This is a genomic window from Chitiniphilus eburneus (assembly GCF_005048205.1).
Classification (GTDB): domain Bacteria; phylum Pseudomonadota; class Gammaproteobacteria; order Burkholderiales; family Chitinibacteraceae; genus Chitiniphilus; species Chitiniphilus eburneus.
Genome location: NZ_SUMF01000001.1, coordinates 85988 through 101452 on the forward strand (window position 1 = coordinate 85988; position 15465 = coordinate 101452).

The window sequence follows — 15465 nt, forward strand, 5'->3', positions numbered from 1 at the left end:
AACCAGGGCTGATGCCCTACCCGGCCCGCCTCGATGCGGGCCGCCTTTTTCAAGCAACGGAGAATTCCCCATGGCAGGCAATACCCAGTTCGCAGGACGTGTATTCATCAGCATCGACGGCTCGCGTCTGCGCAGCAAGTCCGGCGCCAAGCTCAATGTCGGCGGCGTCGAACGCACCCCGGTCGAGACCGATCTCGGCACCGTCGGCTACACGGAAAAGGTGAAGACCCCGACCGTGGAATGCACCATCGTGCTGAGCCGCGATGTCGATCTGGTCGAATTCGGCCGTATCGTCGACACCAACCTCGTGTTCCAGACCGACATCGGCGCCACCTACGCCCTGCGCAACGCCTTCCTGACCGAACCGCCGGAGTTCACCGGCGGCGAAGGCGAAGTCACGCTGAAGTTCGCCGGCACTCACTGCGAAAAGGCCTAAACGATGAACCAGGATATCCAGTTTCCCCTCGTCGTCACCTTGAGCAAACCGTTGCGCTTCGGTGAGGAGGACATCACCGAACTGCGCCTGCGCGAACCGTGCGCTGGCGATTTTCGCGTGCTGGCCAACCCGCAAGCCGTGCTGGCCAGCTCGCTTGATCTGGCCGCGGAACTCGCCGGCCTGCCGTCCAGCGTGCTCGACCGGCTGAACACGGATGACACCGAGGCCGTGGTCCGGGCGGTGAACCCTTTTTTGTTCTGGTTCCGCTGAACTGGCAGGACATGGCCGGCGACCTGGTGGTCGCCGGCGGCATCGCACCCTCGGAGGTCTGGGCGATGCGCTGGAGCGAGTTTCGCTTCTGGCATCACCAGGTGCTGCGGCTGAAGGGCACGGTGTCTGAGTCTGATTGAGCGTTCCTTCGCGACCGGCAGGTCGCGGAGGAACCATGCAAGGAATGCAATTCGGCCCCACGCCTCTGTGCACTGGTGCGCCGAAGACTTTGTCACGGCGTTCAGCACAAAGGCAGTAGGAGAGCCATATGGCAATGCAATATATATTAGGGATCATTGGAGAAAAGGCTGTCGAAGCCGTCGCAGAATCAGCCATCAAAGGGCTCCAGAATGTAGCGAAAGCGCCTCTCGAAGCGGCTCACCGATATACCGCCACCCGGGATGAACTCGGCTACATTGCCGGTCAGGCCGGAATTCAAAAAAAAGGACTTGAGTCCACCGTAGCAAGTTGGAATGCCCAGCTTATCGGCATGAGCCAGCGCACCAACCAATATCAAGAAGAACTGCTCAATGGTTTCAAAAGCACAGTTGAAAGCAATGTCAAACCCGATGCTGCCCTGGGCCTGACCGAGGCGGCCGGTCGAGCCGCGACAGCTACCAATAATGATCTTGCTCCTCTGAGCAAAGCGGTGACCAGGGCACATCTCGATTTTGGAGTCAGGTCCGAGGACGCCGACAATTTTTTTGAAATCATCGCCGCATCGGGAAGATCAGGCACTTTAAACTTCAATCAGCTACTACAAAAGATACCGTCCCTGATCACCTCGGCAAAGAATTCAACCCTTGGCCTGCGAGGCACATCCGGAATTTCCTCAGTTACTGCCGCCCTGCAGATCGCCGCGAAAGATAACGCCGATCCGGAGCAAGCACACGCCAACCTGAACGGCTTCCTGAATGAGTTCAACTCAGGAGGGATAGCTCATAAATTCCAGAAATTGGGCGTCGGTAATTTTGAACAAGAGAAAAAGAACGCAATCGCCAGCGGCGACCCGTTGTTGTACATGGCCAAACTGGCAGACACCGTCACCGGTGGCGATGCCACCAAGCTGGGTCAATTGTTCAGCAGTCGGGAAGCACGGGACTTCCAGCAGGCTTTGGTCGCCAATCAGACTGAATATCAGAAAATCCACAATGAAGCGAGCAGCTCAAAGGGCCTGATCCACCAGCGGAAGCTCATTGCAGATAACTCCGATGCCGGGGTTGCGAAAAGCCTCCGAATCAAGAACGAGGCTTCTCTGCAAAACTCTGGGGTCACCCAGGGCTATGTTAATGGCCTTCATAAAACAGCAAATTTCCTTAAAGACTATACGGGGCCGAACGCCGACGCATTTCGATTCGGTTTTGATCAATTGGGATTACTCAAGCCGAGGGAGAACCAAAACGGCTCGTTGTCCGGCCTCGATGATGGCAACCACGGCGATGCCATTCCGGTAGTGGTTGTGAACTGGCCGAACGGCACACCGGCCGAAGAAGAGCTTGGGCCAGTGGACACCATCGTCGGGCTGGGCCTGACTGCCGCTCATTTCGCCCCCCTATTGACGGATATTGCTTTTCCGGCCAAGGGACTTTTTCGCCAAGCAAAATGGCTCTTTAATCAAGCAGTGGAAAATGGCCCCAAACTAGAAGCGCCTCCCTCAGAGGGCCCATATTACCACTATCCGAATCATGGACAGCAGGAAAACCGAGCCTCCGACTATCCTATTTCGGCTCAGGCAAACCAATATGCCAATCGCCGCCGCCTCAAGCCGGGCTTATCGGTAAACCCTTACCACCACTATTCAAATTACGGGCAACAAGAAAGCCGAATTTACGACTATCCCGCCGTGACCCAGGCGAAAGGCTACCCCAAGAAGATCAATATCAATCGCCCGCTGGATCCGCCATATGCATCAGGTCCAAATAAATCGCAGCATTACCAATACTTCATTAATCCGGGGTTTGAAAACAGCCCGGCAACCTATCCTTTAGTCCCTTCAAATCGCCGCCAGGATATATCGCCCAACACCCTGTCTCCCGGCGCGCTCGGTCCGCAAAAGGTTTCCGGCACCGTCGAGGTCAAGGTCTCCATGCCCCCCTACCTCACCGGTCAGACCAGCGTCACCCAGCCGGCCGGTGCCGGCGTGAAGCTGCAAGCCACCGCAGCCAAGACCGGCAACTACCACCAAGGAGGTTTCTGATGAGTTGGCGAGACCAACTGGAAAAGGCTTCGTTCCGCGGCGTGCCGTTCCATATCAGCCGCAGCGGTGGCGAGGTCGGCCGGCGCGTACAGTTGACCGAATACCCGCTGCGCGACCTGCCCTACGCCGAGGATCTGGGCCGAAAGGCGCGGACCTTCACCCTGGATGCCTTCGTGCTTGGGCCCGACTACCGCGCAGCACGCGACCGCCTGCTGGCGGCGCTGGAGCAGCCGGGCCCGGGCGAGCTGGTGTTGCCGTCGCGCGGTCACCAGCAGGTGGTCGCACAGCGCTGCTCGCTGGAGGAAACCACCGAGCAGGGCGGCATGGCGCGGCTCAGCCTGGAGTTTGCCGAAGCCGGCAAGAACGAGTTGCCGAACAGCCAGATCGACACCGAAGCCCAGCTGCGCCAAGCCGGTGACCGGCTGATCACCGTGTGCGGGCAGGACTTCGCCGCGCAATGGAAGATCGGCGCGCAGCGGCTGAAAGGCGACCTGCTCACCGCACTGGAAGCAGGCGTGGGCGACTTTCTGGAGGCACTGGTGGCGGCCCAGCAGACCTTCGACTGGATCGAGCGCCAGTTGGGCGCGCTGGAGCGCATCGAGCAACAAGTCGACCAAGTGATTAACTCGCTGGAAAAGCTGCTGGGTACGCCTGCCGCGCTCTATCAGCGGCTGGTCGGATCGCTGCAGCGGATCAGCATTCGCCTGCAACGTTTCGGCCAGGACTTCGACAGCATCGTCACCGGCCGCCGCCCCAATGGCGGTACCCAGGCGCTGGATGCGGTGAAGCCGCTGCTGTTCGAGTCGCCGGCCCGCCACGTGATGCTGCCGAGCACGCCGGTCAACGTCGCCAACCTGCGCAACCGGCTGGCGCTGGACCAGGCCACCCGCATCATCGCGGTAACACAGGCAGCCATGGCATTGCCCACGGCGCCGGTACTGGCCTCGGCCGACCTGATCGCCATGCGCGACACTGTGTTCGAAGCCATCGACACCCTGGCCGACCAGGCATCGGATCTCACCTATCCGGCGTTGCTGGCACTCAAAGCCGCCACCATCCGGGCCGTCGCCCAACGCCTGCCCGCCACCGCGCAGTTGCGCGAAATCTGGCAAGGCGTGTGCGAGCCGGCTCTGGTGGTGGCCTGGCGCCAGAACGGCAACCTCGATGCCGAACTGGATCTGGTGGTGCGCAACGATATCCGTCATCCCGGCTTCGTGCCGGATGGGCGGACTCTCAACCTGCTGAAGACCTGATATGGCGAATCTCCAACTCAAAGTAGGCGGTCGGATCTATGGCGGCTGGACCGAGATTTCGCTGCAACGCGGCCTGGAGCAACTGGCCGGCAGCTTCACCCTGCAACTGACCGAGCGCTGGCCGGATAACGACACCGCCCGGCCGGTCAAGCCTGGCGAAGCCTGCGTGGTGACCATCGACGACCAGCCCGTGGTCACGGGCTTCATCGATCAGGTGTCGCTGCGCTTCGACGCGCAATCACGCAGCCTGGGTGTCAGTGGCCGCGACGCCACCGGCGACCTGGTGGATTGCAGTGCCGGCCACGGTTCCGGCCAGTGGAAGCAGACCAGCTTGGCGCGGATTGCGCGCGACCTATGCGGTCCGTTCGATCTCAAGGTCGTCGTCGATCCGGCGGTGCGAAAGCAGGCCGACGAGCCGTTCAAGAGCTGGAACGTCGAGGAAGGCGAAACCGTCTTCGACTGCCTGGAACGGATGGCGCGCCTGCGCATGCTACTGCTGACCACGCGTGGCGACGGCGCCGTGTACATCACCCGTCCGGGCACCGAACAGGCGCAGGCCGCGCTGGTGGAAGGCGACAACCTGCTCAGCGGCGAAGCCACCTTCAGTTGGGCGCAGCGCTACAGCTTCTACCGCGTCAAGGCACAAAGCCGCGGTCGCCACGCCGAGCAAGGCAGCAGCCACGATGAGGTGGTGACGCGGCACCGGCCGCTGATCGTGCTGGCCGAGGATCAGGCCGAAGGCCCCACGGTGCAGCAACGCGCCGACTGGGAAAAGACCATCCGCACCGCCCGCGCCAACCAGGCAACGGTGGACGTAGTGGGCTGGCGCCAGGGCGATGGGCTGCCACTGTGGCAGCCCAACCTGAGGGTGAACCTGAAATCCGGCCTGCTGCGCGCGGACGGCGACGTGCTGATCTCGGCGGTGAGCTACACGCTCGGTGCGGGGGGTGAGCGCTGCGCGCTGACGCTGGTCGATCCACGCACCTTCGATCGGCTGGAGGGCAAATCCACCACGCAGCTGAAACGTGGCAAACGCAACAAAGGCGCCCCGGCCAAGCCGTCCTCGACGGTGGGCCACGGCACGACGCAAAGCCAAGACTGGGGACAGAACTGATGATCGAACGACTTGCCCGCCGCGTGCGCCTGATGGTGGCGCGCGCGGTGCTCAACCTGGTGAACGACGCAACCGGCCTGCAACGGCTCCAGGTTTCGGCGCTAGCCGACGAGACGCGCGACGACGTGGAGCGTGCGCAGAACTACGGCCTGACCAGCGTACCGCTGCCCGGCGCCACCGCGATCCTGGTCGCTGTGGCTGGCAGCCGCGACCATCTGGTCGCCACCGCGGTGGACGACGAACGCCATCGCCCGAGCGGCCTCGCCCCGGGTGAAGTCTGCATCTACACCCACGAAGGTGATCGCATCCATCTGAAGAACGGTCGGCTGATCGAGATCAGCACCCAGACGCTACGCGTCAATGCCGGCGCGCTGGTCGAACTGAACACGCCCCTGGTCAAGCTGAACGCCCCGCTGGTCACCACCAGCGGCCAGCTCAAGACCGCCAGCGACATCACTGACAACGCCGGCGGCAACAGCCGCACCGTAGCTGGAATGCGCCAGGTATTCGCCGATCACGTCCACCCCGAAACCAACGCCAGCGGCGGTACCACTGGTAAACCCACCCAGGTGATGTGATGGATCTGAAAACGTTCTTTTACAGCTTCGAGCGCGGCTGCGACTGGCAGCCGGCCGCGGTTGGACTGGTCGAAGGCGACGAACTGGATACCGCCGTGCTGCTCAGCCTGTTCACCGATCGACGCGCCGAACCCGGCGACGACGTGGAAGGCGACCCACGCGGCTGGTGGGGCGATGCCATCCCGATAGGCGATGAACGCGCGGTGCCGCTGGGCTCGCGCCTGTGGCTGCTGGCCCGCGAAAAGCAGACCGCCTCTACCTTGCGGCGCGCCGAAGCCTACGGGCGCGAAGCGCTGCAATGGCTGATCGACGACGGTCACGCCCGGGCACTGGACATCGCAGCCAGCGCCCCGCGCACCGGCCTGTTGCGTCTGGACGTCGCCATCGATTCCCAACCCTTCCGATTTGAGCTGACACCATGAGCCTGAACCGCCCTACCCTGCCCGAACTGGTCGAAGCACAACTGACCGAGTTCGAAGCCCGCCTGCCCGGCGCCGACACCCGCCTGCGCCACTCCAACCTGAATGTGCTCGGCCGCGTGCAAGCCGGCGGTCTGCACCAGATGTATGGCTATTTGTCGTGGCTATCGCTGCAAGTGTTTCCCGACACCTGCGAGACGGAGTTCCTCGATCGCTGGGCCTCGATCTGGCTAGCCGAAGGTCGCAAGCCCGCCGCGCTGGCCCAGGGATCGATTCGCCTGACCGGCGCACCGGGCACCATCGTGCCGCAAGGCACTCCCTTGGCACGCGCCGACAATCGCGAATACCTGACCACGGCCGATACCACCCTGGGCACCGGCGGCACCGTGGATGCCACGGTCACTGCTCGCGAAGCGGGGGCTAGCGGGAATGCCGACACAGGCACCACGCTGACGGTGACCAACTCCATTGCCGGACTGAATGGCAACGCCACGGTACTCGCACCGGGCCTGACCCAGGGCAGCGATGTCGAGCCGGATTCCGCCCTGCGCCAACGCCTGATCGCGCGCATCCAGCGTCCGCCGCAGGGCGGCGCGGCATCCGATTATGTGGCCTGGGCACTGGAAGTACCGGGCGTGACCCGCGCCTGGACCTTAGACAGCCCGTTCGGGTTCGGCAGCATTGGCGTGGTGTTCGTGCGCGACGGCGACGCCGACCCGATCCCGGATGCCAACGAGGTTGCTGCGGTGCAGGCCCACATCGACAGCCTGCGCCCAGTCACCGCCGAATTCGTTGCCCAGGCGCCGACGCCCAAGCCGGTGGCCTACACCATCCGGCTGGTGCCTGGCACCCCGGCGGTGCGCGATGCGGTGATCGCCTCGCTCAAGGACCTGCACACCCGCGAAGCCGCGCCCGGCGCCACCCTGCTGCGCAGCCACATCACCGAGGCCATCAGCCTGGCCTCCGGCGAAATCGACCACACTCTGGTCAGCCCCACCGCCGACGTAACGGCCGAGCAACTGGAGATGACGGTATTCGGAGGCGTGACATGGCAATGACCGCCGAAGACTATCGCCAACAACTGTCCGCGCTGCTGCCACTGGGCCTGGCCTGGCCACGCGAGCCGGACAGCACCTTGCAGCGCGTACTGGGTGCTTTCGGCGCCGGCCTGGCCGGTGTCGACAGCCGGTCGAACGAACTGCTGCGTGAAACCTATCCGCCGACCAGTTATGAACTGCTGGCTGACTGGGAGCGCATTGCCGGTCTGCCCGACGAATGCTCGTTGCTCGGCAGCCAGACCGTGCAGGAACGCCGCAACGCCGTCGCCGCAAAGCTGGCCGCCACTGGTGGGCAATCGCGCAACTATTTCATCAACGTGGCGGCGCGCTATGGACACCCCAACGCCACCATCACCGAATACCGCGCCCGACGTTATGGACACTCGCGCCTGGGGCAGCGGTATGGGGGATGGCGCTGGCAATTCGTCTGGCAGTTGAGGCTGCCGGTAATACCGGTCGTTCCGCGCGAATGCGGCGACCCGTTCGGCGAACCGTTCCAGACCTGGGGCGATACCCAGCTGGAATGCATGATCAACAAACTCAAACCCGCGCATACGTGGGTTTTGTTTTCTTATGGGAGCTAAGCGATGGACTATCCGCATTCCGTGCCCGACGTGGGGTTGCTCGACGGCAAATTCACCGATGGCGATCCACTGACCGGGCTATTGCCGAGCCTGGATCCGTCGTCCTGGGCAAATGGGGTGACCGATGAGTTGTTGAATGTGATCGAGGCGGCGGGGTTGACTCCGACCGAAGGATTGAGCAATCAGTTTTTGCAGGCGCTGAGGCGCACTGGGGTATTTGCCACACAAGCACAATTCGACAATTCGACTGCGGCGGCAACTACTGCTTTTGTGCAACGAGCACTGGGGAACTACGCCAATGTATTCAGCTACGTGCCCGCACAGACCCTGACAGGAGCGCACGTTGGCACATTCATCCAATTCACGCCGACTACAAACATCAATGTCACGCTACCCGATCCAGCCACGGTACCGGAAGGGGGTTGCATTACCCTCTACAACTCATCGAACTCTGGCGCCTATGCGTTGACAGTCATAGCATCAGGAGGCACAGCAATAGGCGGCCACGGTGGTGTAGTACCGGCAGGTGCAATCTACCTCTTCGTCCGACGCAAAGCCGGCGATTGGGCAGGGATCAATCCCAATGCAGGTGGCTTGGCAGCGGTGGGTACGCAAATCCTCGATATGAGGGGGAGCCGCACAAGCGGCGTCACCTACACCAATACGTACGGCCGACCGATTGTTGTCTCCCTATCTTTGGAGACCACAAACGTCAACCAATCCTGCGTACTGGTTGTCAACGGATTCAATCTCGGTGGCTCATCGTTCCCCGGCTCGGGATTTTCGGTTGCCGGGCAGTTCATCGTGCCTCCCGGCGCGACCTATCGGTTGCCCGCTGGCCCTTACAACATCATTGGTTGGCTGGAGACTCGTTGATGACCACCGAAATGAAGTATTTCCTGAGTGCGGAGGGAGAGATTCTGGCCTTTGAGGCAGACGGCTCACAGGATCATGCCATCCCCGAAAATGTTGTTTCATTGTCGGAAGCGGATGCGCTAAGCAAAGCAAATCCTTCGACTCCGCCCTCGCTTGAAACGCTGCGATCCGCTGCTCAGGCCCAGCTTCCCGCCTGGGAATCTGCCGAGCGTGCAGCCGGCATCGACCATGCAGGCCATCAATGGCTGACCACCTCAGCCGCGTTGCAGGATATTCGCGATGCACTGCTTGCTGGCTTGGTCCCAGATGGTGTCTGGATTGACGCGGAGCGTCATAAAGTCCCCATGACGCTGGACACATTGCGAGCACTTTGGGCTGCATGCGTCAGCAGAGGCGCGACCATTTATCAGCGCCGACTGGAAATGGAGGCTGAAATCGAGTCCATGGAAAGAGAACAGTTGGAGCAATTTTTCCCCAGCTGGTAGTGCTTCGTTGCGAACTCCAACTCCCTCAATTTCGCAGCCACCACCAAATATCAATTGTCCAAGCCAGCCCGCAAAGCGGGCTTTTCTATTTTACGGGAGCAATCCATGGACTATCCCCATTCAGTACACAGCGTAAATCTGCTCAATGGCAAATTCACCGATGGCAACCCCCAAACCGGCCTACTTCCGAGCCGCGACACTGCCTCTTGGTCCAACGCCGTTACCGATGAACTGCTGGGCATTATTGAGGCGGCGGGCTTAACTCCGACGGAGGGGCTTAACACCCAGTTGTTACAGGCCTTGCGCCGTACTGGCGTATTCACGACTCTGGCTCAATTTGACAACTCGACCGTTGCCGCGACAAGTGCCTTTGTACAGCGGGCGCTGGGCAATTTTTCCGGCGAAGTCGGCATAACAACCAGCCAAACACTGCCCGCAGTGCTGGCTGGTCGGATCATCAACGCCGGAGGAACAATTACGCTAACGCTGCCGCCAGGCACAACAGTTGCGGCGGGAGCAAGCTACCAAATCAATAATGTTGGCGTTGGCATTGTCACCGTCCAAGCAGGAGCGGGAAACAACCTATTTGGAATCGGCAATGGTACTCCCCGATCGTTTTTGCTGGGTTCTGGCGATACCATCACCATCGCCTTCGTTGGCGGTACCTCATGGTATGCGTGGGGCGGCGTTCAACTCGGCGCGTCGGCGGCATTTGGCTCGTTGCTGGCCAGCAATGGATATCAGAAATTGCCAAGCGGTTTAATTATCCAATGGGGTGGAGTGGCAATCATTCCGTACAATACAACAAACGGCTCGATTACATTTCCGGTTTCATTCAATAGCCAATGTTTTCACGTATCCCACTCTTGTTTTGGCGTATATGCGACCAACATTGGAATTGATATAAACCTGACCAACTTGACAAGCGGCGGCTTCTCATATCAAGCAAGCACAAATGCCGCAAGTGGCACTTTTAGTGTGAGATGGATTGCCATTGGCAATTAAAAGGGGAACCAAATTCTTTATTCAAAATCCAGGAACTGTTTTTACAATCATTCCATCAACACGCAGATCCCGAATGACGCCATCGTCATAACAGATGATGAATATTTATTTTTACTGGATGGCCAATACAATGGTCGTATCATCACGGCAGACGAAAACGGCAAACCTTTTTTGGCAGACAAACCTGAACTGGACATAAACGCGGCACGTTTCGAATTACTGTCCAGATTGCCAGCGTGGGAGACTGCCGAGCGCGCCGCCGGCATCGACCATGCGGGGAGGCGCTGGCTGACCACCCCCGAGGCGCTCCAGGACATTCGCGATTCCCTGCTCGCCGGCATGGTGCCCGGTGGCGTATGGGTTGACGCTGCACGCGAGGTGATCCCGATGACGCTGGGCGAACTGCAGACACTATGGACCGCCTGCGTCGAGCGCGGGGCGGCAATCTACCAGCGCCGGTTGGAGCTGGAAGCACAGATCGCCCAGATGGATCGGGAGCAATTGGCCAGCTTCATGCCCAGTTGGCCGGAGGAAATTGTCGGCTGAGTGCCAGACAGCAAGCCTGAAGGCCGATCTCCGCCTTCAGGCTTGGTCACCTCACTCGGGACAGGCGGACGAGTAGGCTCGCCTGTCCTCCTCGCTCGCTGGTCGATATTCATCGTACCGGGCATCCCACCTGCGTTGCCCAAGCTGCGCAGCACTCCGTCTCAAATCCAAGCGGCACTCCCGCTCCAGTAGTTGAAGCGGCTAAGAAAGCTCGGAAAACCCCCATCAACTCGGCCATCAACCCGGCGGGTTTGATCCAACGCAACCCTCCTTCGGCATCGGCAGCCTATTACTAGCAGTCCCACGCGGATGTGCCCCCCGTAGCGTCAATCATGGCGGCGCTTACCCATATCCGTGGATACACAGTGGCCAGGCAAGGAACTGGCCGAAGGATTTCGCCATGACCCCCGTGCTGAAAGCCGTGAGCGGCCTGATTCTGATGTTCCCACTCCCCGCAGCCGCGCAAGCGCAGCTACGCCGTTTCCACAATACGTTGGGCGTACCGCATGGCCCAGCCGTGCCATTCGATACGCATAGCACCTTGTCCGCCCCCCAGAGCGCGGATCATGACCCGGTCTCGATCCATACCTGCGGCCGGCTCGACGTGAAACTACCATTGCGCTTCAAGCGACTGGCCGCCGACGAGCTGTGTTTCGGCAACTGCGCGCCGTTCCAGCCCGCACCGGCCTGGCCCCGCCATCCGGGGACGCAGTCGGTAAAAACCGGGGATGTAACGCTCGATGACGGCAGCCATACCCAGGGCGACCTGTTCGTACATGGCAATCTGTACATCGGTCATCACGCGCGCATCAATGGTGGTCTCACGGTGGACGGCAACATCATGGTAAGCGCCGGCACACACATCAACGGCGGCATCATCGCGCGCGGCATCCTGGTCATCGGCCCTGGCGTGCGCATCAGCGGGCCAGTGCTTTCACATCGACAGGTGGTCTTGTCGCCCAGGTCGGTGATCGGGTTGTGGCATCAGCCAGCGTCGGTCAGCGCTCCCAGGGTATTGCTGGATAGCGGTTGCCGGGTATTCGGCAGCGTAGCAGCCAGCGAGCATGGCTGGGCCGCGAGCAATGCCGGATCACTCCAGTGATCACAGACGGGGCATGCCCAGGCTGAGGCGGACAAGTGCCCCACGCCGGAAAATCCGGGTAGAATCCCCGACCCTGCCCCGATGGTGAAATTGGTAGACACAAGGGACTTAAAATCCCTCGCCGCAAGGTGTGCCGGTTCGACCCCGGCTCGGGGCACCAGTAATAAAGAAGCGGCTTCCAGACCAGAAGCCGCTTTTTTCGTTTTCATCACTTTGTTCCGCAATGTCCGGTCTATTCTGCAAAGCCCTTCCCTCAGGCCGTCAGCACCAACGCCACCACCTTGCGTTCCTCGGCGGTAAGGATGTTGAAGGTACGGCATAACGCGCCGGTATCCATCGTATCCAGCCCGACATGCGCCGCCGCCAAGCCACGCGATAATCGGGGATGTGGAAAGCGGATGCGGCTGCCCGTGCCGAGCAACACCAGTTCGGGAGCCAGCGCCAGCAGTGCGGTGAAGTCGTTCTCTTCCAGGCTGGCGAAGCCGTCGGGCCGCCATTCGCGCACTTCATTGGGCGTGACGATCAGGCTACCTTCGAAGCGTTCCTCGTTCACCATGACATAGCCTTCGCCATAGCCGGTGAACTGGTTGAGGTGGGTAGTGGTGGTGCGATGCAGCTTCATGCTTAAACCCTTGATGGCAAGCCGCAATTCTAACCCAACTGTTTTGCCGCACCTTCCCTTGCGCTGTATCCACCCGACCCGCCCGCTTTCGTTAGAATGTGAGGTTTCCTCCTTCGCCCGCGTGGCCTGCCATGACCCACCAGATCCATAAGTCGAACAAACTCCTGAACGTCTGTTATGAAATTCGCGGACCGGTGCCGGAGCGAGCGCGGCAGATGGAGGAGGATGGTCAGCGCATCATCAAGCTGAACATCGGCAACCTGGCCAATTTCGGTTTCGATGCGCCGGACGAGGTGGTACAGGATGTGATCCGCAACCTGCCCAACGCGGCCGGCTATGTGGATTCCAAGGGGCTGTTTCCTGCGCGCAAGGCGATCATGCATTACACGCAGGAGAAGAACATCGCTGATGTGACGGTGGACGACATCTATATCGGCAATGGCGCCTCCGAGCTGATCGTGATGTCGATGCAGGGCCTGCTGAACAATGGCGACGAGGTCCTGGTACCGGCCCCGGATTATCCGCTGTGGACGGCGGCGGTGAGCCTGGCGGGCGGCACGCCGCGTCACTATCTGTGCGACGAAGCCAATGGCTGGTTGCCGGCGATCGATGACATGCGTGCCAAGATCACCCCGCGCACCAAGGCCATCGTGGTGATCAACCCCAACAACCCGACGGGGGCACTGTACCCGGACGATCTGCTCAAGGAGACTGTCGAGCTGGCGCGGCTGCACAACCTGATCATCTATGCCGACGAAATCTACGACAAGGTGCTGTACGACGGCGCTACGCATACCTCGCTGGCCTCACTGGCCGACGATGTGCTGTTCGTGACCTTCAACGGGCTGTCCAAGAACTATCGTGCCTGCGGCTATCGGGCCGGCTGGATGGTGGTATCCGGTAACAAGAAGGTGGCTGGCGATTACATCGACGGGCTGAACATCCTGTCCACCATGCGGCTGTGCGCCAACGTCCCGGGCCAGTACGCAATCCAGACCGCACTGGGCGGTTACCAGAGCATCAACGATCTGGTGGCGCCGAACGGCCGGCTGACCAAGCAGCGTGATCTGGCGTGGGAGCGCCTGACCGCGATTCCGGGCGTCACATGCGTCAAGCCCAAGGCTGCGCTGTATATGTTCCCCCGGCTCGACCCCAAGCTCTATCCGCTGGAAGACGACCAACAGTTGATGCTGGAACTGCTCCAGGAGGAAAAAGTGCTGCTGGTACAAGGCACCGGCTTCAACTGGATTGCACCGGATCACTTCCGCGTGGTGTTCCTGCCACACCTGGACGATCTGAACGAGGCAATCAGCCGCCTGGACCGTTTCCTGGCCGGTTACCGAAAACGCCACGGTACCGCATAATGCGCGTTGTCCCGTATTGCACGCCGTCGCGTTCCGCCCTCTTGCCGAACGCGCGCGGCGATGCCTTGCGGTAAACCATCGATTCCATTCCGATAAGGCACGCAATGCGGCCTTGTCCTGCTCTTGAAAGGACTTTCAATGAAACCGATTCACGTGGGTCTGTGCGGTGTCGGCACCGTCGGTGGCGGCACGGCAACCGTTCTGAAACGCAATTGCGAGGAAATCGCACGGCGCGCCGGTCGGCCCATCGTGATTCGCGCCGCCGCCAACCGCGAGCTGGATCGCGCCCGCGAACTGGTAGGCGAAGGCGTTGAACTGTTCGACGATGCCTTGCAAGTCGTCCGCCATCCCGATGTCGACATCGTGGTGGAGTTGATTGGTGGCACCACCATCGCCAAGGAAGTGGTCCTGACCGCGATCGAGCAGGGCAAACACGTGGTCACCGCGAACAAGAAGCTGATCGCGGAATACGGCAATGAAATCTTCGCCCGCGCCCAGGAAAAGGGCGTGATGGTAGCCTTCGAGGCCGCTGTCGCTGGTGGCATTCCCATCATCAAGGCGCTGCGCGAAGGCCTGACCGCCAACAAGATCGAGTGGGTGGCCGGCATCATCAACGGCACCAGCAACTTCATCCTGACCGAGATGCGCGACAAGGGCGCGGCGTTTGCCGACGTACTGAAGGAAGCGCAACGCCTGGGCTACGCCGAGGCCGATCCCACCTTCGACATCGAAGGCCACGACGCTGCGCACAAGCTCACCATCATGAGCGCCATCGCCTTCGGCATTCCGGTGCAGTTCGACAAGGCCTACCTGGAAGGCATCAGTACGCTGCAAGCCGTCGATATCAAATATGCGCAGGAGCTGGGCTATCGCATCAAGCTGCTGGGTGTGACCCGCCGCAGGCCCAATGGCATCGAGTTGCGCGTCGCGCCGACGTTGATCCCGGCCCGCAGGCTGATCGCCAATGTGGATGGCGTGATGAACGCGATCCTGGTGAAGGGCGACGCCGTGGGCGCCACGCTGTATTACGGCGCTGGCGCTGGCGCCGAACCGACCGCCTCCTCCGTGATCGCCGATCTGGTGGACGTGACCCGGCTGGCCACCGCCGACCCGGAAAACCGGGTGCCGCATCTGGCATTCCAGCCCACCGCGATGGCCGACCTGCCGATCCTGCCGATCGATGAGGTGGAGACCTGCTATTACCTGCGCCTGAATGCCGAGGACCAGCCCGGCGTGCTGGCGGACGTGACACGCATCCTGGCCGACGCAGACATCTCGGTGGACGCGATGCTGCAACGGCCGGTTTCCGAAGCAGAGGGTGCCGCCGATCGCGCGGATATCATCGTGCTGACGCATCTGGCAGTGGAAAAGCATGTCAATGCCGCGCTGGCGAAGATCGAGGCCCTCGGCAGCATCAATGGCCGCGTGGTGAAGCTGCGGCTCGAGCATCTGAACGGCTGACGGATCGGTGGCTGGCCATGCGCCGGCCCCCTGCTCCTCCCAGGTTCCTTTCCATCGCCGCACCCTCTGTGTGCGGCGTATTCAATGATGGCAAA

Annotated in this window: 18 protein-coding genes and 1 tRNA gene; 18 read left to right on the forward strand and 1 reads right to left on the reverse strand. The window is 61.1% G+C overall.

Going from position 1 to position 15465, the window contains the following annotated elements; all coding sequences use genetic code 11:
* The first annotated feature begins 70 nt into the window (after positions 1–70).
* The 16 genes from FAZ21_RS00425 to FAZ21_RS00495 all read left to right on the forward strand — a co-directional run bounded on the left by FAZ21_RS00425 (position 71) and on the right by FAZ21_RS00495 (position 12083).
* A complete protein-coding gene (locus FAZ21_RS00425) occupies positions 71–436 on the forward strand; it encodes a phage tail tube protein (protein WP_169307189.1) in 366 nt (121 codons plus the stop codon).
* Between the two features lie 3 nt (positions 437–439).
* Positions 440–706 (forward strand): phage tail assembly protein, encoded by a 267-nt coding sequence (locus FAZ21_RS00430; RefSeq protein ID WP_136771306.1) that lies wholly within the window; start codon positions 440–442, stop codon positions 704–706.
* An 11-nt stretch (positions 707–717) separates the two neighbouring features.
* Positions 718–846 (forward strand): hypothetical protein, encoded by a 129-nt coding sequence (locus FAZ21_RS20980; RefSeq protein WP_281279718.1) that lies wholly within the window; start codon positions 718–720, stop codon positions 844–846.
* 128 nt (positions 847–974) lie between these two features.
* Positions 975–2903 (forward strand): phage tail tape measure protein, encoded by a 1929-nt coding sequence (locus FAZ21_RS00435; RefSeq protein ID WP_136771307.1) that lies wholly within the window; start codon positions 975–977, stop codon positions 2901–2903.
* Positions 2903–4156 carry a DNA circularization protein gene (locus tag FAZ21_RS00440; RefSeq protein ID WP_136771308.1) on the forward strand — a complete coding sequence of 418 codons (1254 nt, stop codon included), beginning with the start codon at positions 2903–2905 and terminating at the stop codon, positions 4154–4156. The genes FAZ21_RS00435 and FAZ21_RS00440 overlap by 1 nt, the downstream gene beginning before the upstream one ends.
* Before the next feature lies 1 nt (position 4157).
* Positions 4158–5270 (forward strand): phage baseplate assembly protein, encoded by a 1113-nt coding sequence (locus tag FAZ21_RS00445; protein ID WP_136771309.1) that lies wholly within the window; start codon positions 4158–4160, stop codon positions 5268–5270.
* On the forward strand, positions 5270–5848 hold the full coding sequence (locus FAZ21_RS00450) for a phage baseplate assembly protein V (protein ID WP_136771310.1): 579 nt from the start codon (positions 5270–5272) through the stop codon (positions 5846–5848). Before FAZ21_RS00445 ends, FAZ21_RS00450 begins: the two co-directional genes overlap by 1 nt.
* Complete coding sequence (locus FAZ21_RS00455) at positions 5848–6270, forward strand: phage GP46 family protein (protein WP_136771311.1); 423 nt, start codon at positions 5848–5850, stop codon at positions 6268–6270. The genes FAZ21_RS00450 and FAZ21_RS00455 overlap by 1 nt, the downstream gene beginning before the upstream one ends.
* Complete coding sequence (locus FAZ21_RS00460) at positions 6267–7325, forward strand: baseplate J/gp47 family protein (RefSeq protein WP_136771312.1); 1059 nt, start codon at positions 6267–6269, stop codon at positions 7323–7325. Before FAZ21_RS00455 ends, FAZ21_RS00460 begins: the two co-directional genes overlap by 4 nt.
* Positions 7316–7909: a YmfQ family protein gene (locus FAZ21_RS00465; RefSeq protein WP_136771313.1), complete on the forward strand. Its 594-nt coding sequence runs from the start codon at positions 7316–7318 to the stop codon at positions 7907–7909. Before FAZ21_RS00460 ends, FAZ21_RS00465 begins: the two co-directional genes overlap by 10 nt.
* Positions 7910–7912: 3 nt before the next feature.
* Entirely contained in the window at positions 7913–8785 is an 873-nt protein-coding gene (locus tag FAZ21_RS00470) for a hypothetical protein (protein ID WP_136771314.1), read from the forward strand.
* Positions 8785–9270 carry a DUF4376 domain-containing protein gene (locus tag FAZ21_RS00475; RefSeq protein WP_246038444.1) on the forward strand — a complete coding sequence of 162 codons (486 nt, stop codon included), beginning with the start codon at positions 8785–8787 and terminating at the stop codon, positions 9268–9270. Before FAZ21_RS00470 ends, FAZ21_RS00475 begins: the two co-directional genes overlap by 1 nt.
* A gap of 105 nt (positions 9271–9375) precedes the next feature.
* Entirely contained in the window at positions 9376–10275 is a 900-nt protein-coding gene (locus FAZ21_RS00480) for a gp53-like domain-containing protein (protein ID WP_136771315.1), read from the forward strand.
* Positions 10276–10446: 171 nt separating this feature from the next.
* Positions 10447–10821: a DUF4376 domain-containing protein gene (locus FAZ21_RS00485; protein WP_246038445.1), complete on the forward strand. Its 375-nt coding sequence runs from the start codon at positions 10447–10449 to the stop codon at positions 10819–10821.
* Between the two features lie 400 nt (positions 10822–11221).
* Positions 11222–11923 carry a bactofilin family protein gene (locus tag FAZ21_RS00490; RefSeq protein WP_136771317.1) on the forward strand — a complete coding sequence of 234 codons (702 nt, stop codon included), beginning with the start codon at positions 11222–11224 and terminating at the stop codon, positions 11921–11923.
* Positions 11924–11998: 75 nt separating this feature from the next.
* Positions 11999–12083: transfer RNA gene (locus tag FAZ21_RS00495), tRNA-Leu, on the forward strand.
* A gap of 93 nt (positions 12084–12176) precedes the next feature.
* On the opposite strand, the gene FAZ21_RS00500 is transcribed toward FAZ21_RS00495, so the two are convergent.
* Entirely contained in the window at positions 12177–12545 is a 369-nt protein-coding gene (locus FAZ21_RS00500; protein WP_136771318.1) for an Mth938-like domain-containing protein, read from the reverse strand.
* A gap of 131 nt (positions 12546–12676) precedes the next feature.
* On the opposite strand from FAZ21_RS00500, the gene FAZ21_RS00505 reads away from it, so the two are divergent.
* Together FAZ21_RS00505 and FAZ21_RS00510 are read left to right on the forward strand one after the other, a co-directional pair.
* Positions 12677–13909, forward strand: coding sequence for a pyridoxal phosphate-dependent aminotransferase (locus tag FAZ21_RS00505; protein ID WP_136771319.1), 1233 nt, complete (start codon positions 12677–12679; stop codon positions 13907–13909).
* Positions 13910–14047: 138 nt separating this feature from the next.
* Complete coding sequence (locus FAZ21_RS00510; protein ID WP_136771320.1) at positions 14048–15370, forward strand: homoserine dehydrogenase; 1323 nt, start codon at positions 14048–14050, stop codon at positions 15368–15370.
* Positions 15371–15465 lie beyond the last annotated feature (95 nt).